Source organism: Pseudomonas sp. SJZ078, from assembly GCF_007828255.1.
Lineage (GTDB): Bacteria > Pseudomonadota > Gammaproteobacteria > Pseudomonadales > Pseudomonadaceae > Aquipseudomonas.
Map to the genome: position 1 here is coordinate 1 of NZ_VIUG01000045.1, position 21,743 is coordinate 21,743.

The 21,743-nt window shown below is 63.5% G+C and carries 18 protein-coding genes and 1 pseudogene; 5 read left to right on the top strand and 14 right to left on the bottom strand.

What is annotated here, in order from left to right:
- Nucleotides 1-294 precede the first annotated feature (294 nt).
- The 4 genes from FBY02_RS25930 to FBY02_RS28500 all read left to right on the top strand — a co-directional run bounded on the left by FBY02_RS25930 (nucleotide 295) and on the right by FBY02_RS28500 (nucleotide 2,397).
- On the top strand, nucleotides 295-591 hold the full coding sequence (locus tag FBY02_RS25930) for a DUF5629 family protein (protein WP_178115386.1): 297 nt from the start codon (nucleotides 295-297) through the stop codon (nucleotides 589-591).
- Entirely contained in the window at nucleotides 578-1,753 is a 1,176-nt protein-coding gene (locus FBY02_RS25935; RefSeq protein WP_144931104.1) for a lactonase family protein, read from the top strand. Before FBY02_RS25930 ends, FBY02_RS25935 begins: the two co-directional genes overlap by 14 nt.
- Before the next feature lie 156 nt (nucleotides 1,754-1,909).
- Nucleotides 1,910-2,089, top strand: a complete 180-nt coding sequence (locus FBY02_RS25940; protein ID WP_024779691.1) for a hypothetical protein — start codon at nucleotides 1,910-1,912, stop codon at nucleotides 2,087-2,089.
- Between the two features lie 182 nt (nucleotides 2,090-2,271).
- Nucleotides 2,272-2,397, top strand: coding sequence for a hypothetical protein (locus FBY02_RS28500; protein WP_256662564.1), 126 nt, complete (start codon nucleotides 2,272-2,274; stop codon nucleotides 2,395-2,397).
- A 75-nt stretch (nucleotides 2,398-2,472) separates the two neighbouring features.
- Here the strand turns inward: FBY02_RS28500 and FBY02_RS25945 are convergent, their stop codons facing one another.
- From FBY02_RS25945 to FBY02_RS25980, 8 genes are all read right to left on the bottom strand, one after another.
- The gene (locus FBY02_RS25945; protein WP_144931106.1) at nucleotides 2,473-6,114 is read right to left on the bottom strand and encodes an AAA family ATPase; all 3,642 of its coding nucleotides are present in this window, start codon (nucleotides 6,112-6,114) and stop codon (nucleotides 2,473-2,475) included.
- On the bottom strand, nucleotides 6,111-7,355 hold the full coding sequence (locus tag FBY02_RS25950; protein ID WP_144931108.1) for an exonuclease SbcCD subunit D C-terminal domain-containing protein: 1,245 nt from the start codon (nucleotides 7,353-7,355) through the stop codon (nucleotides 6,111-6,113). The genes FBY02_RS25945 and FBY02_RS25950 overlap by 4 nt, the downstream gene beginning before the upstream one ends.
- 202 nt (nucleotides 7,356-7,557) lie before the next feature.
- The gene (locus FBY02_RS25955) at nucleotides 7,558-9,195 is read right to left on the bottom strand and encodes a BatD family protein (protein WP_144931110.1); all 1,638 of its coding nucleotides are present in this window, start codon (nucleotides 9,193-9,195) and stop codon (nucleotides 7,558-7,560) included.
- On the bottom strand, nucleotides 9,192-10,925 hold the full coding sequence (locus FBY02_RS25960) for a VWA domain-containing protein (RefSeq protein WP_144931111.1): 1,734 nt from the start codon (nucleotides 10,923-10,925) through the stop codon (nucleotides 9,192-9,194). The genes FBY02_RS25955 and FBY02_RS25960 overlap by 4 nt, the downstream gene beginning before the upstream one ends.
- On the bottom strand, nucleotides 10,922-12,001 hold the full coding sequence (locus FBY02_RS25965; RefSeq protein WP_144931113.1) for a VWA domain-containing protein: 1,080 nt from the start codon (nucleotides 11,999-12,001) through the stop codon (nucleotides 10,922-10,924). Before FBY02_RS25965 ends, FBY02_RS25960 begins: the two co-directional genes overlap by 4 nt.
- The gene (locus FBY02_RS25970; protein WP_144931116.1) at nucleotides 11,994-12,488 is read right to left on the bottom strand and encodes a DUF4381 domain-containing protein; all 495 of its coding nucleotides are present in this window, start codon (nucleotides 12,486-12,488) and stop codon (nucleotides 11,994-11,996) included. The genes FBY02_RS25965 and FBY02_RS25970 overlap by 8 nt, the downstream gene beginning before the upstream one ends.
- The gene (locus FBY02_RS25975) at nucleotides 12,485-13,429 is read right to left on the bottom strand and encodes a DUF58 domain-containing protein (protein WP_144931118.1); all 945 of its coding nucleotides are present in this window, start codon (nucleotides 13,427-13,429) and stop codon (nucleotides 12,485-12,487) included. Before FBY02_RS25975 ends, FBY02_RS25970 begins: the two co-directional genes overlap by 4 nt.
- A 9-nt stretch (nucleotides 13,430-13,438) precedes the next feature.
- Nucleotides 13,439-14,398: a MoxR family ATPase gene (locus tag FBY02_RS25980; RefSeq protein ID WP_024779683.1), complete on the bottom strand. Its 960-nt coding sequence runs from the start codon at nucleotides 14,396-14,398 to the stop codon at nucleotides 13,439-13,441.
- A gap of 601 nt (nucleotides 14,399-14,999) precedes the next feature.
- Here FBY02_RS25980 and FBY02_RS25985 point away from each other — a divergent pair.
- The gene (locus tag FBY02_RS25985; RefSeq protein WP_144931120.1) at nucleotides 15,000-15,368 is read left to right on the top strand and encodes a DUF6124 family protein; all 369 of its coding nucleotides are present in this window, start codon (nucleotides 15,000-15,002) and stop codon (nucleotides 15,366-15,368) included.
- Between the two features lie 147 nt (nucleotides 15,369-15,515).
- Here FBY02_RS25985 and FBY02_RS28890 read toward each other — a convergent pair.
- The 6 genes and pseudogenes from FBY02_RS28890 to FBY02_RS26010 form a co-directional block, all read right to left on the bottom strand.
- Nucleotides 15,516-15,713 (bottom strand): annotated as a pseudogene (locus FBY02_RS28890) (hypothetical protein); the annotation flags it as partial.
- A 444-nt stretch (nucleotides 15,714-16,157) separates the two neighbouring features.
- Nucleotides 16,158-17,135: a D-glycerate dehydrogenase gene (locus FBY02_RS25990; RefSeq protein WP_144931122.1), complete on the bottom strand. Its 978-nt coding sequence runs from the start codon at nucleotides 17,133-17,135 to the stop codon at nucleotides 16,158-16,160.
- 14 nt (nucleotides 17,136-17,149) lie between these two features.
- Nucleotides 17,150-18,448, bottom strand: coding sequence for an MFS transporter (locus FBY02_RS25995; RefSeq protein ID WP_144931124.1), 1,299 nt, complete (start codon nucleotides 18,446-18,448; stop codon nucleotides 17,150-17,152).
- 56 nt (nucleotides 18,449-18,504) lie between these two features.
- Entirely contained in the window at nucleotides 18,505-19,521 is a 1,017-nt protein-coding gene (locus FBY02_RS26000) for a sugar kinase (protein WP_144931126.1), read from the bottom strand.
- Nucleotides 19,514-20,296: a sugar phosphate isomerase/epimerase gene (locus FBY02_RS26005; protein ID WP_144931128.1), complete on the bottom strand. Its 783-nt coding sequence runs from the start codon at nucleotides 20,294-20,296 to the stop codon at nucleotides 19,514-19,516. The genes FBY02_RS26000 and FBY02_RS26005 overlap by 8 nt, the downstream gene beginning before the upstream one ends.
- A 152-nt stretch (nucleotides 20,297-20,448) precedes the next feature.
- Nucleotides 20,449-21,474 carry a LacI family DNA-binding transcriptional regulator gene (locus FBY02_RS26010; protein ID WP_144931130.1) on the bottom strand — a complete coding sequence of 342 codons (1,026 nt, stop codon included), beginning with the start codon at nucleotides 21,472-21,474 and terminating at the stop codon, nucleotides 20,449-20,451.
- Nucleotides 21,475-21,743: the final 269 nt, after the last annotated feature.

Genomic DNA, 21,743 nt, shown 5'->3' on the forward strand with positions numbered 1-21,743 from the left:
GCTTGCCCGAGTGGTATTCGCTCTGTTGAAGAACCAGAGCGAATATTTACCAAAAGGCATTTAGGGGCTAGCCCTGCACCATAGAATCTCCCACATGGATCTATGGTGTACACGGACCCTGTGGGAGCGGGCTTGCTCGCGAAGGCGGTGGGTCAGCTTGCAATGATGTTGGCTGTGCCGCCGCCATCGCGGGCAAGCCCGGCTCCCACAGGGGATTGGTGGTGGACATGAGTCCCGCGGCCAACCCGGACATTGAGCTATCATGCTCACTTTCCCAGCGACCGACCGATTCCCATGACTGCCGTAACCGACACCCTGCTGCACGCGCTCGAAGCCTGCGACATGCTGATCATCGACGGGCTGCACGCCTTTGATTTTTCCCTCGACGAACAGGAACAGTTGCACGTCGAGTGCATGAACGGCCGCACACTCGCGCGTTGGCGCTTTACGCCCGCGCAGATGCAGGCCGCGACGTTCGATCCGGCTTCGAAACACTGGATCATTTCCAGCGATTCGGGCGACCACCACCTGGAGTGCGTGGAAGCGATCAGGGGCCACAACGAGGAGGATGACGAACATGAAGATGCGTAACCTCTGGCCATTGTTGATGGCCGGCAGTGTGGGCGCCATGGCCATGCAGGCCAGCGCCAATGAGTCCTATCAATTGCTGGTGGGCTCCTATACGGCGGGCCAGAGTCAGGGTGTCTACCGGCTGCAGTTCGATAGCCGCACCGGCCAACTCGATGCCAAGCCTTTGCAGGTGATCAAGACCGACAACCCTTCGTGGCTGACTCTGTCTGCGGACATGAGCCGCCTGTTCGTGGTCAACGAGAATGGGCCGGGGCAGAAGGATCCGGTGGGCAAGGTCAGCAGTTATGCCATCGACCCGACGACCCACGCACTGAGCCTGATCAACCAGGTGCAGACCCTGGGCAATGAGCCGACTCACTCCAGCCTCAGCGGCGATGGCCAGCATCTGCTGGTCAGCAACTATTCCGTGGTGGAGGATCCGGGCGGTACGCTTGCGGTGTTGCCCGTGGGGGCCGATGGCAAGCTGGCACCCGTCGTGCAGTTGAGCAGTCACCAGCCAAGCCGGGTCAACCCCGAACGGCAGATGTCGGCCCATGTGCATTCGGCCGTGTCGTCGCCCGACGGCAAGTACGTGTTCGCCAACGACTTGGGGGCGGACAAGGTGTTCGTCTATCGCTACGACCCCAAGGCCAATCCCGAGCTGCCGCTGACTGCTGCCGACCCGGCATTCGTGCAACTGCCGCCCGGCAGCGGACCGCGTCACCTGCTGTTCAGTGCCGACGGCAAGCACGCCTGGCTGACCCTGGAAATGACTGCGCAAGTGGCGGTGTTCGATTACCAGGACGGTCGCCTGGTCCAGCGCCAACTGGTTGACCTGGCGGCCGGCAAGCCCCAGCCGGCAAGGGCCGCTGCGGCCTTGCACGCTTCGAAGGATGGCAGGTTCCTGTATGTCAGCAACCGCGGCACCAGCAACGAAGTGCTGGTCTTCGCCATCGATCCGGTGGCCGGCACGCTGAAAGAACTGCAACGCCACTCCGTCGAGGGCGATCATCCGCGGGAGTTCAGCCTCGATCCGAGCGGGAAATTCCTGTTGGTCGCGAACCAGAAGAGCAATCAGATCGTGGTATTCGCACGCGATCCAAAGACCGGTCTGCTGGGTAAATCGGTGCAGAAACTGCCGATGGATGCGCCAAGCGATATGAAGTTCATCCAGCCTCGATAAGGGACAGGCCCCGTTGTTCGGGGCCTGCGCGGTTATATCAACGGGACTGATATTCGCTAGCATTGCAAAGCATTTCTAGACGAGGCGCCTCGGCGCGTAAGTTTGCTTCACGGCCCAACCGGGCAAGACAGCCAACTGAATCCGAGGAATACCGCCATGAACCTGAACCTCTTCTCCATCATCGCCGCATCCGCCATCTCTGCCACCGTGGCGCTGCCGGCCAATGCCAGCATCGAGATCAGCGACAAGAAGAATCGTACCCAGAGCTACACCGAGAAATACCTGCAACAGAGCGCCAACTTCTACGCTGCACTGGATCACAAGACCCAGCACTGAGCGCATAGTAACGATTGAAGCCTGCGATCTTTTCGTCTTCGCATTGAGAGAAAAGATCGCAGGCTTCGTCATGTTCCCCAATCGCTTCAGTCCGTTCTGAAGAATCCGCTGTAATATCACATAGCCATGTGTTTAAATTTGACGCTGAAAAATTGACTCCTTCTTCCATAAGGATCGACACCATGGCGATGCGTCTGGCAATGATGCTGCTGTTTCTCTATTCCGCCCCGATTGTTTCGGCTGCCCAGCCCGTGCCAGGCGAGCCGGAAGCGGCGCGTGAGCGATTACTGAGCTTGCTGCAAGACTGATTGAGTCGGTCAAGCCACAATCCTTGTGGGACAGAGCAGGCTCGCTCCCACAAGGTCCACAGGTGTTCAGCAGTCCTACTTGACCTCCACCGTACTCAACCCATTCCCCTGGCGATGCACCTGGATCTGCACGGGGATCCGTTCGTGCATTTCCTGCACATGGGAAATCACCGCGACCTTGCGGCCTTGAGCCTGCAAGCCGTCGAGGGCGTCCATCGCCAGTTGCAGCGACTCGGGGTCGAGGCTGCCGAAACCTTCGTCGATGAACAGCGACTCGATCCTCAGAGTGCTGGAAGCCATCGAGGCCAGGCCCAGCGCCAGGGCGAGGGAGACCAGGAAGGTTTCGCCCCCCGACAATGAATGCACCGAACGCAATTCATCGCCCATTTCCATATCCAGCACCAGGAGCCCGAGCATGCTGCCGCCGCGCTTGAGCCGGTAGCGACGCACCAGTTGCCGCAACTGGACGTTGGCGTGATGCACCAGCAAGTCGAGGTTGTAGGCCTGGGCCAGTTTACGGAAGCGGTCCCCGGTGGCCGAGCCGATCAGCGCATCCAGCCGGGCCCAGCGCTGATACTCGGCATAGGCCTGCTCGATCTGCAGGGCCAGTGCCTGGTTGGCGCTTTGGCGGCGCTGGTCTTCAGCCTGTTCGGCGCGCAGTTCGGCGCAACGTTGTTCGCTGGTGGAAAATTGCTGCTGCAGTTGGGTGAGGGTGTCGGCCAGCTGTTCAGGAGACAGGTTGCCGTTGTGCTGGGCCTGATGATTCTGCAGCCGCTGTTCCCGCTCGATCAACAGTACGCGGGCCTGTTCGATGGCCTTCTCACTGTTGAGCAAGCGCTGGCGCAGTTGGCCGACCTGTTGCTCATCGAAGGCGAGCAAGGCTTCGAGGGCTACATCGTCCAGTTCAGGATGGGACGCACGCCATTGAGCGATACCGGCCGCCAGCGCCTGATGTTCTGCGTCCAGGGACTGTGCCTGCTCCTGTCGGGCTTTGAGTTCGGCGGCCAGTTGCACCAGGCTGTTGCGTAATTCGTGCAAGTGCTGATTGGCCGCCGCCTCGGCGGTGCGCGCCTGTTCCAGCGCCTGGTCGAGTTGTAGCTGCCATTGTTCGGCGCTGCTGTGGTCACCGAGTAATTGTCTGAGTGCCTGCTGGCAGGTCTGTTGTTGTTCGGTCAGGCCCTTGAGTTGCTGTTGCGCCGATTCCAGTTGCTGGACGCGGGTCTGTTGGCGATCCTGCTCCTTTTCCAGGGTCTGCTGACGCTGAAGCTGTTCGCTGAGTTCGTCGCGCTGCTGTTCCAGCTGCTCCAGGCGTTGGGCTATTTGCCGGTCGAGCTGCATGAAGGTCGCGGCGGGCTCGGTGCGCAGGGCTTGCAAAGTGTCTGTCGGCAACAGGTTACTGAAATGGCTCAGTTCGTCGTCCAGGCGCTGGCGATCCCGGTCCAGTTCCTGCTGCTGATTGCTCAGGTGCTGTGATGCCTGTTGGCTCGCCGTTTCAGCATGGCGCAGATGCTGGGACAGACGGGCGGCGTCCTGTTGCAGAGTCAGCAGGACGGCTTGTCGTTGTTCGTCCTGGGTAATGCGTTGGTGCAGTTGGGCGTTCTGCTGGGCCAGCCAGGCGTCGCGCTTGACGGTGTCCTGGGCCAGCAGTTGCACGGACAGCGGGTGGGCTTCGAGGCTGGGGGCCAGATCCTGTTGCTGGGCCACCAGTTGTTCCTGCTGCTGTTTCAACTCCTTGAGTTGGGCCATGACCCCGCTGTATTGCGCACGTAGGTCGATGACTTTTTCATTGAGCTGGTCGACGGCTTTACGCGCGTTGGCTTCTTCGTTTTCATCGTGGCGACCGAGGCTTTGCAGCAGTGCTTCAGGCTGATGATAAGGATGCTCGACGCTGCCGCACACCGGGCAAGGCTGCTCGTCCTGCAGTTGCGCGCGCAACTGCTCGACGCTTTCGCTGCGGGCCAGTCGTTGGCGCTCCAGCAGTTCGCGAGTCACGCTCAGGGTCTGTTCGGCAACCGCCAACTCGGCCTTCGCTTCGCCGCCTTCGCGCACCAGTCGGTCGCGTTCCTGTAGCGCCTGTTGCTGGCGTTGTTCAAGCTCGGCGCCGCGTTTGTCCAGCTCTTGCAGGCTGGCCCATAACCGCGTGAGGTCCTCGAAGGCTCGTTGTTGTTTGCGATTGTCTTGCAGCAAATTGCCGAGCAATTGGATCTGTTCGGCGACGGCTTCGGGTTCGGCGCCGGCCTCCTTGTACAGCACTTCGAGCTCTTGCCGACGGGCCACCAGTTCCTCGGCTGCGCGGGTGGCGCTGGCTTGCAGCGCCGCGAGTTCAGCCTGGCCCTTGTTCAAGCGATTGCCGATCAGCATCAACTGTTGCAGGCGATCACGGTAGGCTTTCCAGGCGTCGCTCAGCGGCGCGAGATGGCTGCTTTGCTCAAGCTCGCTGGCGATGCGCTGCAGGCGCGCGGCTACTTGGTTTTGCTGTTCGAGCAAGGCCTCGACGGTACGTTGACCCTCCGTGCAGGCCAGTTGTGTCTGCGTCTGGCGCTCGGCGGCCTGATTGGTTTCCGTGATCAGCCGGGCGAGGGTGTTCTGTTGGTCAAAGGCCTGGCGCAGCAACGGCGCGTTGGCGGTGCTTTCTTGACGGGCGGCGACCAGTGCCTGTTGTGCTGCGGCCAGGCCTTTTTCCAGTTGCGCCTGTTGTTCATTCAAGTCGATCTGCTGCTGGTCGAGTTGCTGGATCTGGATCGTCAGCGGTGCCAGGAGCTGGCTCAGTTCCGCCTGGCGAATGAACTGATGACGCTGGGGAGCCAGTTGCTCCAGGCGGGTCAGCTTCAGGCACTCGTCCGCCAGGGCGTTCCAGTCGGCCTCGGCCTGTTGCAGTTGTTCGGCAGCGCTAGCGTGCTCATCCTGCAACTGGCGCAGGTCCTTGAGCCAGGTGTGTTGCAGCTCCAGCTGCTTGAGTTGTGCCTGTTGGGCCTTGAGCTGTTGCTGGGCTTCGTCGAAGCGCGCGTCCAACTCGGCCCGGGCCTCGGGGGGCAGCGGCGTGACGCCGGTGGCCCGGTCCTGCAACTGCTTGTGGCTTTCCTTGGCCTGCTTGGCTTTGTCGAATGCGCGGCGCCCGAGGCGGGTGTACAGGGCGGTGTCGGTGAGTTTTTCCAGCAGTTCGCTGCGGTCGTTGTCATCGGCCTTGAGGAATGCGCTGAACTCACTCTGGGCCAACAACACGGCGCGGGTGAACTGCTCGAAGTTCAAGCCCAGCGCCGCTTCGAGCTGAGCCTTGTACTCGCCTTTCTGACTTGCCAGCAGTTGGTCATTGTCCAGGTCCCGCAGGCTTTGGCGACTGGCCTGCAACTTGCCGCCGGCCTTTTCCCGGGCACGATTGGCTTCCCAGCGGGCGCGATAACGGCGCCCGTCGATGCCGCGGAAATCCACCTCCGCGTAGCCTTCGCCAGTGCCACGGCGCAACAACGTGCGCGGGTCACCGGTGGCGATTTCACCGTCGGCGTCCGGCACCTTGGCATCGCGTCCGGTGTTGTTGAGGCGCGGCACGGTACCGAACAACGCCAGGCACAGAGCGTCGAGCAAGGTGCTTTTGCCGGCGCCGGTGGGGCCGGTAATGGCGAACAGACCGGTGCTGGCCAGGGGCTCGGCGGTGAAGTCGATGTCGAAAGGACCTGCCAGGGAGGCGAGGTTCTTGAGGCGGATCGCGAGGATTTTCATGGCTGCTCGTTCTCCATCTGGACGTCTTGCAATAGCACGGCGAAATCCTTGAGGGTCTGTTCGTCCACTTCGTTGCCGTAGGTGTCCTGCCAGGCGCGGCTGAACAGTTCCTGCGGGCTGAGTTGATCCAGTTCGATCAAGGCTGTGTCGTCATCGGCACCCGTTGCATTGCCGCGGCCGGCGTATTCGGCGGCGATCCGCACCAGTCTCACAGCCTTGCCCTGCAGTGCGGTTTCCACCTGGTTGCGCAGGTCCGGCTGGGGCTCGTCGAGACGCACCCGCACTTCCAGCCAGGGTTGCCGCTGGACGTCGGCCAGCAGGTCGATGTCCGGCAGTTCCTTGAGTTGTCCGAGGATCTCGGCCAGCGGCGCCGGGCCCAGGCGCTGCAGGTTGACGGCCCGGGGAATCAGTCGTGGCTCGACCTTGACCAGGGTGTCGCCGTCCAGGGTGACGTCGAGGATCTGATGCCGATAACCGATTTCCGAGAACGACAGGGGAATCGGAGAGCCGCTGTAGCGAATGCGTTCTTCGCCGTTGACCTTTTGCGGCTTGTGCAGGTGGCCTAGGGCGACGTAACTGATGCTCGGACCGAAGAGACTGGCGGGCAGGGCTTCGGCATTGCCGATGATCAGGCTGCGCTCCGAGTCCTCGGATACCGAACCGCCGGCCATGTGCGCATGGCTGATGGCGATCAATGCCTGACCCTTCTTGCGCTTGCCGTTGGCGGCGGCGATCAGCCATTCGTGGACCTGGCCGATGCCCCGCAGGTAGTCATCGCCCAGTTGCGCGCCGGTTACTTCGGCGGGACGCAGGAACGGCAGGGCCAGGCACCAGGCCCTGGTCTTGCCCTTGGCGTCGGGCAACGGCAGCAGCAGGCGTTCGACGTCCAGTTGTCCGTCGTCCAGCCACAACACTCGGCCGAGGGCGTGGGTACGCAGCCGTCGCATCAGCGGCGCGGGCAACTCGATCCGCGAACCGGAGTCGTGGTTGCCGGCGATCATCACGATGGTCAGGTTGGGATGCTGTTCGTGGGCGCTGACGATGAAATCGTACAGCCGCTCCTGGGCTTTGACCGGTGGATTGACCGTGTCGAAGATATCACCGGCGATCAGCAGCGCATCGGGCTTCTCGCTGGTCAATTGGCGCAGCAGCCACTCGAGGAAGCACGCGTGCTCGAAATCGCGTTCCTGGCCGTGCAGGTTTTGCCCCAGGTGCCAGTCAGAGGTGTGGAACAGACGCAAGGCAAACTCCAGAAAACAGATGATGGCCGCGGGTGAAGAGGGCGGCTGGAAAAGTGCAGAGTTTACTGGGAAACCAGGCAGAGAACTTGTTCAACTTCCTGTGGCGAGGGCGCTTGCTCCCGCTGGGCTGCGCAGCAGCCCCAAGAACAGGGCCGCTGCGCGCTCCAGCGGGAGCAAGCTCCCTCGCCACAAAGGCCGGGGGTTATTTGGGGTAGAGCGGCGGTAGTCCACTGTCGCCCAACGGATCCTGGGAGCGTTCGGCGGCGGGAATGGCCCGAATGGCGCGCCACAGGTCTTCGCCTTGCCAGTGCTGGCCGGTTTCGCTGTAGAGCGCGCCGTTGAGACCATCCAGGGCGTCGGACAGCGGCACGAAGCGCGCCGCCATGTCGGCCAGGGTTTCCGGCTGCTGGCGGGCCCAGGCGTCGAGTGCCTGGCGGGTGGCGTGGGGGTCGTTGGCCAGGCAGGTACGCTTGAGGTCGTCCAGCAGGGTGCGGGGGCTCGGTCCGACCTGTGCCGCGCGCAGGATCGCCGGCTGCGAGCGGGCGCGCCACCACAGGCCGAAGCCGAGCAGTGTGGTGCAGGCCAGGAGGAACGAGCTCAATTGCCAGTACCACAGGGTTTCGTTGTCGACGGTGGTCACGATCTGCGGCGTGCCCGTTGGCGTATCCACCATCAGACTCGGGTTGTTCGCCACTTGCAGGGTTCGCGCCGGGAGGCTGGTGCGGTCCAGATGATTCTCCAGGGTGTTCCACCAGATCACTTCCACTGGCGGCAGCTCGATGGTGCCGCTGCGGTTCGGCACCAGCGCCTCGCGATCCTCACGGCTGCCCACCAGCCCGCGTTCGCTGCTGCGACTGCTCAGCACCGGCTGGTCGGGATAGCGCCGCAGGCCATTGATTTCCGTGGCCGGCAGGGGGGGCAGTTGGGCACTGGCGAGGCCTTCGGCTTCAAGGGTCAGGCTGCGGGTCAGGGAATCGCCGACCTGGCTGTGAGTCGGTTCCGGGCTCCAGCTCTCGCTCAAGGACAGGCTGCGTGCCGGTAGCCAGGGGACATCGGCCGGGTAGCTGGCCGGCTTGGGATCGACAGTCAGCAGTAGTTGTGTCGAGCTGACGTGCATCAACTGGCCGGGCTTTGGCCCCGACGGTGCCGCGTCCTGGGCGACTGGTTCGACCAGGGTGGCGCTGAATGTCTGGGCCGGGATCGTCAGTTCGCCGCTACGTTGCGGATAGATGCCGTAACGCAGTTCGATCACGCCGTGACGCACGTCATTGATGACTTTTTCATAGGTGCGGGATTCGCCCAACTGTTCGGTGCGCGCATCGGGAATATGCAGGGGCGTGAGGCTGCTGTCGTCGTACAGCGATACCGAATGGTAGATGCGCAGGGTCAGGATCGCCTGGGCCTGTACATACACATGGCTCTGGTCGAGGCTGGCCTCGATGAATATCGGTGCCAGGGCCCCGGCTGTATTGCGGGTTTCGCTCTCGATCACTTGCAGGGTAATCGGCTGGCTGGCCACTTCGCCCAGATGCACGGCGGGGATGACCACGGTGCCGCTCTGGCGTGGCAGCAGGGTGACAATCCAGCGTGTAGTGGCGCGGTTTTCGCCGTCCAGGGTGGTCAACTGGTTGACCTGGCGGGTGCCGCGCACATCGAACAGCGGCTGCAGCGGGCTCAGGTCAGGCTTGCCGAACAGCGTGGCATCGTTGGATTCCAGGGTCAGCTCCACTGTCTCCCCGGAGTTCAGGCGGCTGCGATCCACGCTGGCCGTCAACTGCGCAGCCTGGGCGGTGCCGATCCAGAACAGCAAGGCGAGGAGCTGGGCAGTGAAGCGGATCATTGGGTTTTTCCCTGGGCCTGATGGCTTTGCTGTTCATACCAGAATTTTCGCCTGAGCAATTCTCCCGGATTGTCCGGGATCTGGCGCAGCCATTGCTCCAGCGCCTGGTGCTGTTCTTCTTCGTTGCGCTGGCCGGCGGCGGGGCGCAACGGTGGGGTGGTGATCTGTTCGTCGGGCAACTCGCTGCCTGGTACGTCCTGGGCTCCCGTCGCAGGCTTCTGGGACGCCTGGTTTTCATCCTGCGCCGTGGTGGCCTCGGCAGGAGCCGATTCGGTCTGCGCAGCCTGGGGCGGGGTGCCGGCGTTTGGCGATTGCTCGGCGGGGCCAGGTGTCTCGTTTTCGGCTGGCTTGGGTTCATCCGGTGGCGCTGCCTGTTCCTTCAACAGGCTTTCCACCAGGGCCTTGTTGGTTTGTGCCGGGCGCAGGTCCGGTTGCAATTCCAGGGCCTGCTCATACGCATCCAATGCGGCCTCCAGTTCGCCACTCTTGGCCAACGCGTTGCCCCGATTGTAATGCGCACGGGCGTCGTTGCCTTCGGCAAAGCGTCGGGCGGCCTCGCCATAGGCGCCGGCCTCATACAAGGCGACCCCTTGCCATTGGCTGTCCTCAAAGTGCTCGGCCGCCTCGGCCGGGCGTTTCTGCTGGAGCAGGTGCAAGCCCTGCTGGTCGGGGCGCAACCACAGGTCCTCGAATTCAAAGGCATGACCGGTCTGTGGCAAGGCGAACAGCAACGGCAGGCAGAACAACCAGCCGCGACGCCCGGCGCAGGCGGCCAGCAGCAACAGCGGCAGCAGCAACCAATAGCCCTGGTCGGCCCAGGTGTCCAGGCGCAGGGTCTGGCCGTCGCTGCGCAGGTGGCGCGGGCCAGCCAGCAGGCCCAGGCCTTTCAGGTCGCTGTCGTCCAGGCGCGCCGGGCGATACCGACCGTCCAACTCATTGGCGAAGGATTTGAGGCTCGGGCTGTCCAGGCGCGGCAGCAGGATCGCACCCTGGTCATCCTTGAGGTAACTGCCGTCGTTCTGCGCCACAGGCGCGCCTTCCCGGGTGCCGATGCCCAGCATCAACAAACGCGTGGCGGAACCTCCAAGCACCTGGTGGATGCCTTGGCGTTCCTGCTCGTTCAACGATGAACCGATCCACAGGATCCGACCGTGACCCAGCCCGCCCTGATCCAGCAGGGCCATGGCCTTGTTGATCGCCAGATCGGCGCGATGGCCACTTTGCGGCATGATCGAGGGCGCCAGGGCTTCGAGCAGGTTGGCGCTGGTGGACAGGTCGTCGGACAGCGGCACCAGGGTATGGGCACTGCCGGCATAGACAATGATCGCCGTCTGCGCATCGCTGCGGTTATGCAACAGGTCCAGCAGCTTGCGCCGAGCCTGCTCCAGGCGCGTAGGGGGAACGTCGGTGGCGAGCATCTCCGGAGTCAGTTCCAGCACCACCACCAACGGGTCGGCGGGTTTCTGACTGGTCTGTTCGACCCGCGCCCAGCTTGGCCCCAGCAATGCCAGCACCATCAGCAACCAGCCCAGGCCCAGGGCGATCCAGGGCAGCCGGCTTTCCCGGCCGCTGCCGCCACTGAGCAGCACGGCGTGGAACGCCGGGGGCAGGATCATCTGCCAGCGGCCCACGCGTTTCTGCCGATGCCACAGTTGCCAGAGCAACCAGCCCAGCAGGGGCAGCAGCAACACGAACGCGGGGCGCAGCCAGTGCGGCCAGAGAGCGCTCATCGACGCCTCCGCAAACGCAGGCGCTTGAGACGTTGGCGCCATTCGGCGTGGTGGGTCGGTTGGAACAGCGGTTGGCTGAACAGCCGTTGCAACGGATTGTCCGGCCAGCGTTCCCGGGCCACCAGTAACATGCTCAACAACAGCGCAACGGCCAGCGGCCAATGATAGAGCGCCTGGGCGGGCCGGGCCTGGGTCGGTTGCTGGGTCACCGGTTCGAGCTGGTCGAGGGTGGTCTTGATCGCCAGCAATTGCTCGCCGTCCTGGGCGCGAAAGTAGCGGCCGCCCGTGGCCTGGGCGATATCCTTGAGTGTCGGCTCGTCAAGGTCCAGGCTCGGATTGACGCCGAGAAAACCCGCAGTGCCGCTTTGTTCCGGATCGGCACCGATGCCGATGGGGTAGATTTTCACGCCTTCGTCGGCAGCCAGCCGGGCGGCGGTCAGCGGATCGATCTCGCCACCGTTGTTGGCGCCGTCGGTAACCAGGATCAGCACGCGGCTGTGGGCCGGGCGCTGACGCAGGCGCTTGAGGGCCAGGCCGATAGCGTCGCCGATGGCGGTATTCTTGCCGGCGATGCCGATGCGCGCTTCGTCGAGCCAGCGCCGTACCGTGCGCCGGTCGAACGTCAGCGGCGCCTGCAGATAAGCCTGGCTACCGAACAGGATCAAGCCGACCCGGTCGCCTTCGCGGCTTTCGAGAAAGTCCCCGAGCATGTGCTGGACCAGCGCCAGGCGGCTGACTTCTTCGTCCTTCCACTGCATGTCGGGAAAGTCCATGGAGCCCGAGACATCCACCGCCACCAGCAGGTCACGGCCACTGGCGGCAATCGGCAGCGGCTCCCCCAGCCATTGCGGGCGGCCGGCGGCAATCAGCAACAGCAGCCAGAGCAGGATGAAGGGCGCCTGTTGCCGCCAGCTTGGCAGGTGGGTCCGGGCTCGACGCCCGACGAGGCCTTCCAGATCCTCCAGGAAACTGACCTTGAGCATCGACTCGCCGCTGTCGGCCGCCGGCAACACCAGGCGCATCAGCCAGGGCAGCGGCAACAAAGCAAAGATCCACGGCCAGGCGAACTCAAACATGCTTGCGAATCCAGATTTCAACGGCTTGGGTCAGGCCGGCGATGGCTTTGTCATCCAGCTTGCATTCGGGTTTGTAGGCACCTTCGACCAACACCATCCAGCGGGTCAGGCCGGCCGCCGGGCAGCGGTTATCCAGGAAGGCCAGCCACTTGCGCCCATTGAGGGTGTGGCTCTGGCTATAGGGATAGTGGTTGCGGCATAGGCGCTTGAGCAGCCCGTTGAGCTGCTGCAGCCAGGCACCCGCCGGCGCGCCGTCATAGGGTTTGGGCAGCAGCGCGAGTTCGGCCAGGGCGGCCAGGCGCACCGGGTCCAGGGGCTGCTCGGCGCGGGCGGCGGTGCGCTTGGCGGGAAGGAACCGGCGCAGGTGCCACATGCCCAGGCCCAAGAGCGGCAACAGCACCAGCAGCAGCCACCAGCCGGGCGCGGGGGGCCAGAAACCAACGGGAGGGGGCGCTATCAGTGGCTGCAACTGATCGAGACTGCTCATCGGCTTTTCCCCGCGCGGCCGGGATTCAGGTAATCGCGCAGTTGTTCCACCATGTCGCCCTGGGTGCTGAGGGGCAGCATCAGGATTCGCAGCTTCTGCGCCAGCCACTCCCAGCGCGCCTGGCGTGCCTCGGCCTGGGCCCGATAGGCCTGGCGCAGTTCGACGTTCAACGTGTCGAGCTCCAACTGCGCGCCGCGCTGGGAGAAGCGCAGCAATCCGGCAGCGGGGAGGGCGTGGTCCAGTGGGTCCGACAGCGGTAGCAGCAACAGGTCGCAATGCCGGGACAGCAGGCTCAACTGCTGCTCGGCGCTGTCGGACAGGGCACGCTCGTCGCAGATGACAATGACCAGGCTGCCGGGGCGCAGCACCTCGCGGCCCCGACGCAGGGCAACGCCGAATGAATCGCGGTCCGGATCGCTTTCGGTGTGCAGCGACTGATTGACCCGCACCAGGCGATTGAGCAATTGCAACAGGCTCTGCTTGCTGCGCCGTGGCTTGACCTCGTAATGGCTGTTGTTGCCGAACACCAGCCCGCCCACCCGGTCGTTATGCCCCAGCGCGGCCCAGCCGATGAGGCTGGCGGCCTGGGCGGCAAGCACCGACTTGAACACCTGCCCCGAGCCGAAGAACAGGCGATGGCTCTGCTCGATCATGATGAAGATCGGCCGTTCGCGTTCTTCGTGGAACAGTTTGGTGTGGGGTTCCTGGGTCCGCGCGGTGACGCGCCAGTCGATGGTGCGCACATCGTCGCCGGCCTGGTAGACCCGCACCTGATCGAAGTCGACCCCGCGCCCGCGCAGCTTGGAGTGGTGCAGGCCGATCAGCGGGCTGCGCTGGCCCGGCGTCGAGAACAATTGCACTTCGCGCACGCGATGGCGCATCTCGATCAGCTCCGAAAGACTGACGCGGATGCCCGGTGTGGGCGCCAGTGGGTTATTCATGACTCATGCTCAAGCGACAGCGACGACGTCGAGGATCCGCTGCACGACCCGATCCTGATCGATGCCCGCGGCTTCCGCTTCGAACGACAGGATGATGCGATGGCGCAACACGTCGAACAGCACGGCCTGGATGTCCTCCGGACTGACGAAGTCCCGTCCGGCGAGCCAGGCGTGGGCGCGGGCGCAGCGGTCCAGGGCAATTGAACCCCGCGGGCTGGCGCCGTAGGCGATCCACTCGGCCAACTCCGGGTCGAACTTGGCCGGGGTGCGGGTCGCCATGACCAGTTGCACCAGGTATTCCTCCACGGCATCGGCCATGTACAAACCGAGAATTTCCTTGCGGGCGGAGAAGATCGCCTGCTGGCTCACCCGCCGCTCCGGCGTGGTTTCACCGTGCAGTGCTTCGCCCCGGGCCTGTTGCAGGATGCGGCGTTCCACCGCGGCATCCGGGAAGCCGATCTTGACGTGCATCAGGAACCGGTCGAGCTGGGCTTCGGGCAACGGATAGGTGCCTTCCTGCTCGATCGGGTTCTGCGTGGCCATGACCAGGAACAGCGGCGATAGCTCATAGGTACTACGTCCGACGCTGACCTGCCGCTCGGCCATCGCTTCGAGCAAGGCCGACTGGACCTTGGCCGGGGCACGGTTGATTTCGTCCGCCAACACCAGGTTGTGGAAGATCGGGCCCTGTTGGAACACGAAGCTGCCGGTTTCCGGGCGGTAGATTTCCGTGCCGGTGATGTCGGCGGGCAGCAGGTCAGGGGTGAACTGGATGCGGTGGAACTGCGCCTCGACGCCTTCGGCCAACTCTTTGATGGCCTTGGTTTTGGCCAGGCCCGGCGCGCCCTCTACCAACATATGGCCATCAGCGAGCAGGGCGATGAGCAGGCGCTCGATGAGTTTTTCCTGGCCGAGGATCTGCGTTGAAAGAAAGGTTCGCAGCGCAAGCAGCGCTTCACGATGTTCCATCGATGACGGTTCCTGGAAAGGGTGGCCCAGGGCATTCGGATAATGCCGGGGCTGGGGGCGTTACTTTAATGCATGGCGGGGGGTGGCGACTAACGGGATTTTGATTGGCCGTGTGAATTGTGATCGGCTTGGAAAGATTGTGGGGTGGGTTTGCTTGCCATGAATCACACCCGGACAGGCGCACTTGCCCCGTGGCGAGGGAGCTTGCTGCCGCTTGACCGGGCTGGCGCTCCAGTGCGAAGCACTCACAAAGTGAAGGGGTGTTTATCGGGATGTAGGAGTGCTCTGGAACAGGCTACGTTGTCTTGCGCCATTGCCTACAACTGCGCCAGAATCCGCCGGCTTGTGCGCTTGGGAGGCAGATTCTATCGTTTCCGGGTCGCTGATGAATCAGCGATCGGGTTTGGTAGCCCGGCTTTTGACTTGTCGCACAGCCCCTGCAACAGAGGCCTTTTTGGTATCTGTTTTATGGCGGTCATGCGCAGGGCGTCTTCGGACGCGCCGGTTCTCCAAGTCACCGGTCTACCAACCCGCGTATGGCCGCCACCTTCGTTTGGTAGCGAGGTTGATGGTCTCCTTTTTCTGATTTGGAGATTCATTCATGTTCAAAGTAACCCCGAACCCACCGAACACTGATCCAACGTCACCGCGTCCAAAAACCAAGTCCCAAAAACACGACGAAGTCACCGACCGAGTCCTCGACCATTACCTGAACCCCAAACCGGACAAAGCCGAAGCAGAACCTGCGTCTGGCCAACTCTTCACCGTCAACAAAGACATCGACACCGAAAGCCTGCTTGCCAACCTCAGCGAAACCCTGGCTTCGGCCAATGCCATGGTCAATGACCTGGCCTTCGACCTGGACGGTTCACGCCGGCATTTCCTCCTGGGCATTCAGCAACTGATCGAACTGGGCAGCCTGCTGGCGAACCGTGCACTGGACAACATCGAAACCCGTCAGCCGACATAGCCCTTGTGGCATTCCTTAAATCCTGGGCAAGCCGCAAAACCTGTGGGAGCCGAGCTTGCTCGCGATGGCGATGGTTCAGGCTCCATCTAGTTGACTGTTTGATCGTTCCCACGCTCTGCGTGGGAATGCATCCTGTGACGCTCTGCGTCACCTTGCAGAAGCGGAACGCGGGGCGTCCCTGGCGGCGTTCCCACGCGGGAGCGTGGGAACGATCAAAAACCAGATCGCTCTAGTTCCCTGCGCGACAGCGCAGCGTCGAAGACGCGGCGGCCGCTCACCCGCTAATGCCGCCAGCAGGTTGTCCACCGCACAGCGCGCCATCGCTTTCCGTGTCTCGTGAGTTGATCGTTCCCACGCTCTGCGTGGGAATGCATCCTGTGACGCTCTGCGTCACCTTGTAGAAGCGGAACGCGGAGCGTCCTTGGTGGCGTTCCCACGCGGGAGCATGGGAACGATCAAAAAACAGATCGCTCTAGTTCCCTACGCGACAGCGCAGCGTCGAAGATGTGGCGGCCGCTCACCGCTAATGCCGCCAGCAGGTTGTCCACCGCACAGCGCGCCATCGCTTTCCGTGTCTCGTGAGTTGATCGTTCCCACGCTCTGCGTGGGAATGCATCCTGTGACGCTCTGCGTCACCTTGTAGAAGCGGAACGCGGAGCGTCCCTGGCAGCGTTCCCACGCGGGAGCGTGGGAACGATCAAAAGATCGCAGCCTTCGGTAGCTCCTACGCGCAGCCGAACGGGAGCAAGCTCCCTCGCCACAGAAGCGCTGCGGTGCTGGGATGATTGCTCAGCCTACCCACGCCCCCGCATTCACCAGATTCGCCGGTCGCTCCCCCGCCAATGCCGCCAGCAGGTTGTCCACCGCACAGCGCGCCATCGCCTCCCGTGTCTCATGGGTGGCCGAGCCCATGTGGGGCGTTGCCACCACGTTGTCCATCTGCAACAGCGGCGAATCCGCACTCAAGGGGTCGTGCTCGAAGACGTCCAGCCCCGCGCCACGGATCTGGCCGTTGCGCAGGGCGTCGATCAGTGCCGCTTCATCCACCACTTTGCCTCGGGAGATGTTGATGAAGAGGGTCTCGGGACGCATTCGGGCAAACGCCTGCGCATCGATCAGCCCTTGGGTTTCAGCCGTCAAGGGCAAGGTCAGGCAAACGAAGTCCGCCTGCTGCAACAATGTTTCGAGGCTGCAATAGCGTGCGTTGAAACGCTGCTCGACCGCGGGCTTGGGCGAATGGCTGTGGTAGAGCACCGGCATACCGAAGCCGAAGTGCCCGCGCTGGGCCAAGGCTTCGCCGATGCGCCCCATGCCGATGATGCCCAGGGTCTTGCCATGGACGTCGGTGCCGAAATGCCGGGGGCCGATGCTCTGTTGCCAGCCGCCGCTGCGCACCAGGTTGGCCAGTTCCACCACGCGCCGGGCGGTTGCCAGGATCAGGGCGAAACCGGTGTCCGCGGTGGTTTCGGTGAGCACGTCCGGGGTATTGGTCAGCAGGATCCGGCGTTCGGTCAGGTAGTCGATGTCGTAGTTGTCGACCCCCACCGAGACGCTGGCGATGGCTTGCAGGTTCGGCGCCAGGTCCAGCAGCGCCGCATCCAGCTTGAGGCTGGCGCCCAGCAGGCCGTGGGCCGTGGGCAGGGCGTCGCGCAGTTGTGCCAGGCCCTGGGCATCGAGGTGTTCGATGAGCGTGACTTGGGCCTGGGCTTGCAGGCGAGCCATCAATTGAGGTGACAGCGCTTTGTACAACACCACGTGCTTTTTCATGGATGGGTCTCGATTCAGGAACGGGCGGGCGCCGGGTCTGGCGTCGCGGGGTGGGAGACGGTCCGGTCGCTGGCGCCGGGCTTGAGGGCGAGGGTCAGTACGACCGACAGCAGCAAGGCGCCGCTCATCAGCAGGAAGGACATGCCAGGGGAGCCGGTGGTGCCGTTGAGGTAACCCACCAGGTACGAGCCGCCGAACGAACCCAGCGCGCCCATGCTGTTGATCAACGCCATGGCGCCGCCGGCGACATTGGCCGGGAGGATTTCCGGAACGATGGCGAAGAACGGACCGTAGGGCGCGTACATGCAGGCGCCGGCGACCACCAGCAAGCCATAGGACCACCAGAAGTGCTCGGCCCCCAGCAGGTAGGAGGCGTAGAACGCGATGGAGGCGATCAGCAGCGGCGGCCAGACGAAACGCTTGCGCTTCTGTGCCTTGTCCGACGCCCAGGACACCACCAGCATGCCGATCACCGCGGCCAGGTACGGCAAGGACGACAGCCACCCGGCCTCGACCATGTTCATCTGCAGGCCGGCCTTGAGGATCGACGGCAACCACAACACAAACCCGTAGACGCCGATGCTCCAGCAGAAAAACTGCAACGCCAGGATGATCACCTTGGGAGAGCGAAAGGCTTCGGCGTAGTTCTTCACCGCCTTGATGCCGACCTGTTCGGCGGCCAAGGCACTTTCCAGATCATGTTTTTCCTGGTCGCTGAGCCACTTGGCCTGGGCCGGGCGATCATCGGCCAGGCGCCACCAGACAAAGGCCCAGAGCACCGCTGGCAGGCCCTCGATGATGAACATCCAGCGCCAGTCGAATCGCTGCACCAGGTAACCCGAGACCACGGACATCCACAGCATGGTCACCGGGTTGCCGAGGATCAGGAAGGTATTGGCGCGCGAGCGTTCGGCCCGGCTGAACCAGTGGCACAGGTACACCAGCATGGCCGGCATCACGGCGGCTTCGACCACACCGAGCATGAAGCGGATCACGATCAGCCAGTAGGCGTTGGACACCACGCCGGTCAACGTCGCCAGCGAGCCCCAGAGGATCAGGCTGACGAAGATCAGCTTTTTCACGCTGTGTTTCTGTGCGTAGATCGCCCCCGGCACCTGGAAGAAAAAGTAGCCGAGGAAAAACAGCGCGCCGAGCAGTGAAGACAGTCCCGGGGTGATCATCAGGTCCTTGGCCATGCCCGAGGCAGCGGCGAATCCATAGTTGGCCCGGTCCAGGTAGGCCAGGCTGTAGGTGATGAACACGATGGGCATGATGTACCACCAGCGGCGGGTGGCGAGGTTGAGCGTTTGCATGTCGTTGACTCCTGAGCTTGTTGTTTTTGTCGCAGCAGGTGTATTTGCGGTGTGCTTCAGGCCTTTATCGCGAGCCGGCTCGCTCCTACAGATTCAACGGCACCCATGTGGGCGCGAGCTTGCTCGCGATTGGCGTCGTTGAGTTCAGTCGATAACTCGGCCCGAGTCGGCAATCCCTCCATGTCCCCGCGGCTCTGTACCGCGCGACTACCAATCCAATTGGCGCGCTGCACGGCCTCGGTGATGTCCCGGCCTTCCAGCAGTGCACTGATCAGGCCGACGGCGAACCCGTCCCCGGCGCCTACCGTGTCCACCACCCGGGCCACCGGCACGCCAGCCACGAAGCCCTGGCCTTGCGGCGTGCGGAAATAGGCGCCTTGGGCGCCGAGCTTGATCACTACAACGTTGGCACCCTGGTCCAGATAGAAGGCGGCGATGTCGGCCGGGTCGTCGAAGCCGGTCAGCAACCGGCCTTCTTCGAGCCCGGGCAAGACCCAGTGGGCGAGGGCGGCGAGGCGATTGACTTCGCGGATCATCAATGGCTCGCTGGACCACAGGCTGGGTCGCAGATTGGGGTCGAAGGACAGGCTGCGGCCGGCCTCGCGCATGCGGGTCATCAACTCAAGGGACATCTCCCGGGCCGTGACCGACAGCGCGGGCACGATACCGGTGGCGTGCAGGTGCCGGGCGCCCAGCAGCGCCGGGGCGATGGCGTCGATCGACAGGTGGCTGGCCGCCGAGCCGCGACGGAAATACTCCACCTGCGGGTCGCTGCCATCGTCGCTACGGGATTTGAACTGAAATCCGGTGGGGTGCGCGGGGTCGACCGCCACGTGGCGACAATCCAGGCCTTCGCGCTCCAGCGTCTGCACGACAAAGCGTCCCAGGGAATCGGCGCCGACCCGGCTCAACCACGCCACATTGAAGCCCAGCCGCGCCAGGCCGATGGCGACGTTGCTGTCGGCCCCGGCGATACGTTTGCTGAAATGATTGACGCAGGCGAGGTCGCCGCAATGGTCGGCCACCAGCATCGCCATGGTTTCGCCGAACGACAAGACATCGAATTCAGGCATGAGCAGACTCCCGACGGGCTTGTCCGAGGCCGGCAAGGGTGATGACGTGTTCAGTGGTCAACTGCAGCAGGTCATCGCCTTGCAGCGGGTACTCGGCGGCGCGCATCACGCCGGAGGGCATCTGCTTGAACAGTTGTTCCCACAGATGCAGATCGGTCAACGCCGGCGGCACCGCAATCAACTTGCCGTCGTTGCGCCGCGCCACAGCCTTGCAATGCACATACCGCACATGGTGTCCGAGTTTGCGGGCTGCCGTGGCCGCCGATTGCTCCTGCCATTGCCAGTTACCAATGTCGAAAGTCATGCCGATGGGTAATCCTTGCCGCTCGGTGGCGGCGAAGAATCGTTGGAAGGGTTCGATCCGGCCGCCCTGCGTCGTCTGATCGTTCTCTACCAACAACTGCACCGGACTGGCGGCGAGGATGTCCGCCAGGCTGGCAAGGTCGTGGGCCTCGGTGAAATGCCCGAGCGAGACTTTCAGCCATTTCGAGCCAAACGCTTCGGCACGCTGCAAGGCCGGCAACAGCGTGGGATTGGGTTTGGCGCGGTCGGCCAGCCACAGCTCGAGGGGGGATGAAAAAATGCTTTGCAGACCTTGGGCCTGGGCGTCCGCGGCCAATCGGGCGGGTTGTTCATCGGTGAGCAGTTCCTCGCGCCATTCGATCCGCGAAGCGCCGGCGGCGGCCAGCAGCGTGGTGAAACTGCCTTGGCCTTGCTGGCGCACCAGGTCGGCGCCGTAGCTGGAAAGGCTGATGGAAACGGGCGGTTTGTTCATTGTTTTACACCTCTGAAACCGGTTTCAGTTTTGTTCAAAAAAAAGGTTCTGCTTGAGGGCCCCATCGCGAGCAGGCTCGCTCCCACAGGGAATCGCCGATATGGCACAGGTCCCGTGTGGGAGCGAGCCTGCTCGCGATGGGGCCGCCCCGGTCATTCGGAAAGCCCAAGCGTCGACCCACGCTCAATCAACCGCGCCGCAAAATCCAGGGTTTGCACCGGCCCGTTGTCGCCGCGCAGGCGCTTGAGCAGGCATTCGAAGGCACGGGCGCCGATCTCGGCGGTGGGTTGGGCCAGGGCGGTGATGCCGCTGCCCACCAACGGGTACCAGTCCAGGTCATCGAGGGCGATCAGTCCCACGTCGTCGAACAGATGACAGCCCAGTTCGCGCAACACTTGGGTGACGCCCAGGGCGGCAATGCCGTTGGCGCAGAACAGCGCCTTGAGGCCAGGGCCCGGCTGGGCGAGAAAGGTCTTGATCCGGGACGTCAGTTGATCGTGGATTTCCACCACGGCACCGGCCAGGGCCGGGCGCCGTTCGATCTCCGACTTGAAGCTGTCGACCCGCTCGATCCGAGAACTGGTGCCGTCGAACGGTTCGGTCACCAGCAGCAGGTCGCGGTAGCCGCGTTGTTCGAGATGATCGAGCGCCATCCTCACCGCCGCCGGATTGTCCAGGCCCACCAGGTCGCTGTCGAGCCGATCGACCTTGCGATCCACCAGCACCAGGGGCATTTCGCTGCGCAGCTCGAACAGTTCGTCACGGTGGTGACCCAAGGTGTTCACGATCAACCCTTCGATGTTGTAGGCGCGCAACAAGGCCAGGTGCTGGCGTTCCTGCTCGTCGTCGCGGTCGGTGTTGCACACCACCAGGCTGTAGCCATGGCGACGGCAGGCGGTTTCCACACCATGCATCACGGCAATCGAATAAGGGTTGCGGATATCGGCCACCAGCATGCCGATGAGGCGGGTACGGCCGCGCTTGAGGCCGCGGGCCATCTGGTTGGGACGATAGCCCAGCTCGTTGATCGCCTGCTCGATGCGCCGGGCGATGGCCTCGGAGAGCAGGGCGCGGTCCTCGCCGATGAACCGCGAGACGCTGGCCTTCGAAACCCCGGCGCGTTCGGCGACGTCGAGCATGGTCACCCGGCTGCGTTGGGCGGCGGAGAAAGAATTCACGAATTGAAACCTGCCTGTTGGATTTATTAGTGGCGCTGAAACCGGTTTCAGGAAACCTCAGAACCCGGTAAGTCGTCAAGGTCGTTGTGCGGGAGGGGCGACCGACGGTGGGTGACGATCCAGAGCCGGGAGGCTGGGCAACCGCTATCGCGAGCAGGCTCGCTCCCACAGTGGGGTCGAGGTGTTCCCGGGAATAGTGGCTCCCACAAATTTTTTGTGGGAGCGGGCTTGCTCGCGAAAGCGGTGGATCAGTGGCGATGATGTCGGCT

What these genes read in the sequence shown, in the direction of transcription:
- FBY02_RS25930 (WP_178115386.1), top strand. Translation starts at nt 295, where the DNA reads ATGACTGCCGTAACCGACACCCTGCTGCACGCGCTCGAAGCCTGCGAC.
- FBY02_RS26000 (WP_144931126.1), bottom strand. Translation starts at nt 19,521, where the DNA reads ATGCCTGAATTCGATGTCTTGTCGTTCGGCGAAACCATGGCGATGCTG.
- FBY02_RS25995 (WP_144931124.1), bottom strand. Translation starts at nt 18,448, where the DNA reads ATGCAAACGCTCAACCTCGCCACCCGCCGCTGGTGGTACATCATGCCC.
- FBY02_RS25960 (WP_144931111.1), bottom strand. Translation starts at nt 10,925, where the DNA reads ATGAGCGCTCTCTGGCCGCACTGGCTGCGCCCCGCGTTCGTGTTGCTG.
- FBY02_RS25975 (WP_144931118.1), bottom strand. Translation starts at nt 13,429, where the DNA reads ATGAATAACCCACTGGCGCCCACACCGGGCATCCGCGTCAGTCTTTCG.
- FBY02_RS25970 (WP_144931116.1), bottom strand. Translation starts at nt 12,488, where the DNA reads ATGAGCAGTCTCGATCAGTTGCAGCCACTGATAGCGCCCCCTCCCGTT.
- FBY02_RS26005 (WP_144931128.1), bottom strand. Translation starts at nt 20,296, where the DNA reads ATGAACAAACCGCCCGTTTCCATCAGCCTTTCCAGCTACGGCGCCGAC.
- FBY02_RS28500 (WP_256662564.1), top strand. Translation starts at nt 2,272, where the DNA reads ATGGCGATGCGTCTGGCAATGATGCTGCTGTTTCTCTATTCCGCCCCG.
- FBY02_RS25945 (WP_144931106.1), bottom strand. Translation starts at nt 6,114, where the DNA reads ATGAAAATCCTCGCGATCCGCCTCAAGAACCTCGCCTCCCTGGCAGGT.
- FBY02_RS25940 (WP_024779691.1), top strand. Translation starts at nt 1,910, where the DNA reads ATGAACCTGAACCTCTTCTCCATCATCGCCGCATCCGCCATCTCTGCC.
- FBY02_RS25990 (WP_144931122.1), bottom strand. Translation starts at nt 17,135, where the DNA reads ATGAAAAAGCACGTGGTGTTGTACAAAGCGCTGTCACCTCAATTGATG.
- FBY02_RS25935 (WP_144931104.1), top strand. Translation starts at nt 578, where the DNA reads ATGAAGATGCGTAACCTCTGGCCATTGTTGATGGCCGGCAGTGTGGGC.
- FBY02_RS25980 (WP_024779683.1), bottom strand. Translation starts at nt 14,398, where the DNA reads ATGGAACATCGTGAAGCGCTGCTTGCGCTGCGAACCTTTCTTTCAACG.
- FBY02_RS25965 (WP_144931113.1), bottom strand. Translation starts at nt 12,001, where the DNA reads ATGTTTGAGTTCGCCTGGCCGTGGATCTTTGCTTTGTTGCCGCTGCCC.
- FBY02_RS25985 (WP_144931120.1), top strand. Translation starts at nt 15,000, where the DNA reads ATGTTCAAAGTAACCCCGAACCCACCGAACACTGATCCAACGTCACCG.
- FBY02_RS25955 (WP_144931110.1), bottom strand. Translation starts at nt 9,195, where the DNA reads ATGATCCGCTTCACTGCCCAGCTCCTCGCCTTGCTGTTCTGGATCGGC.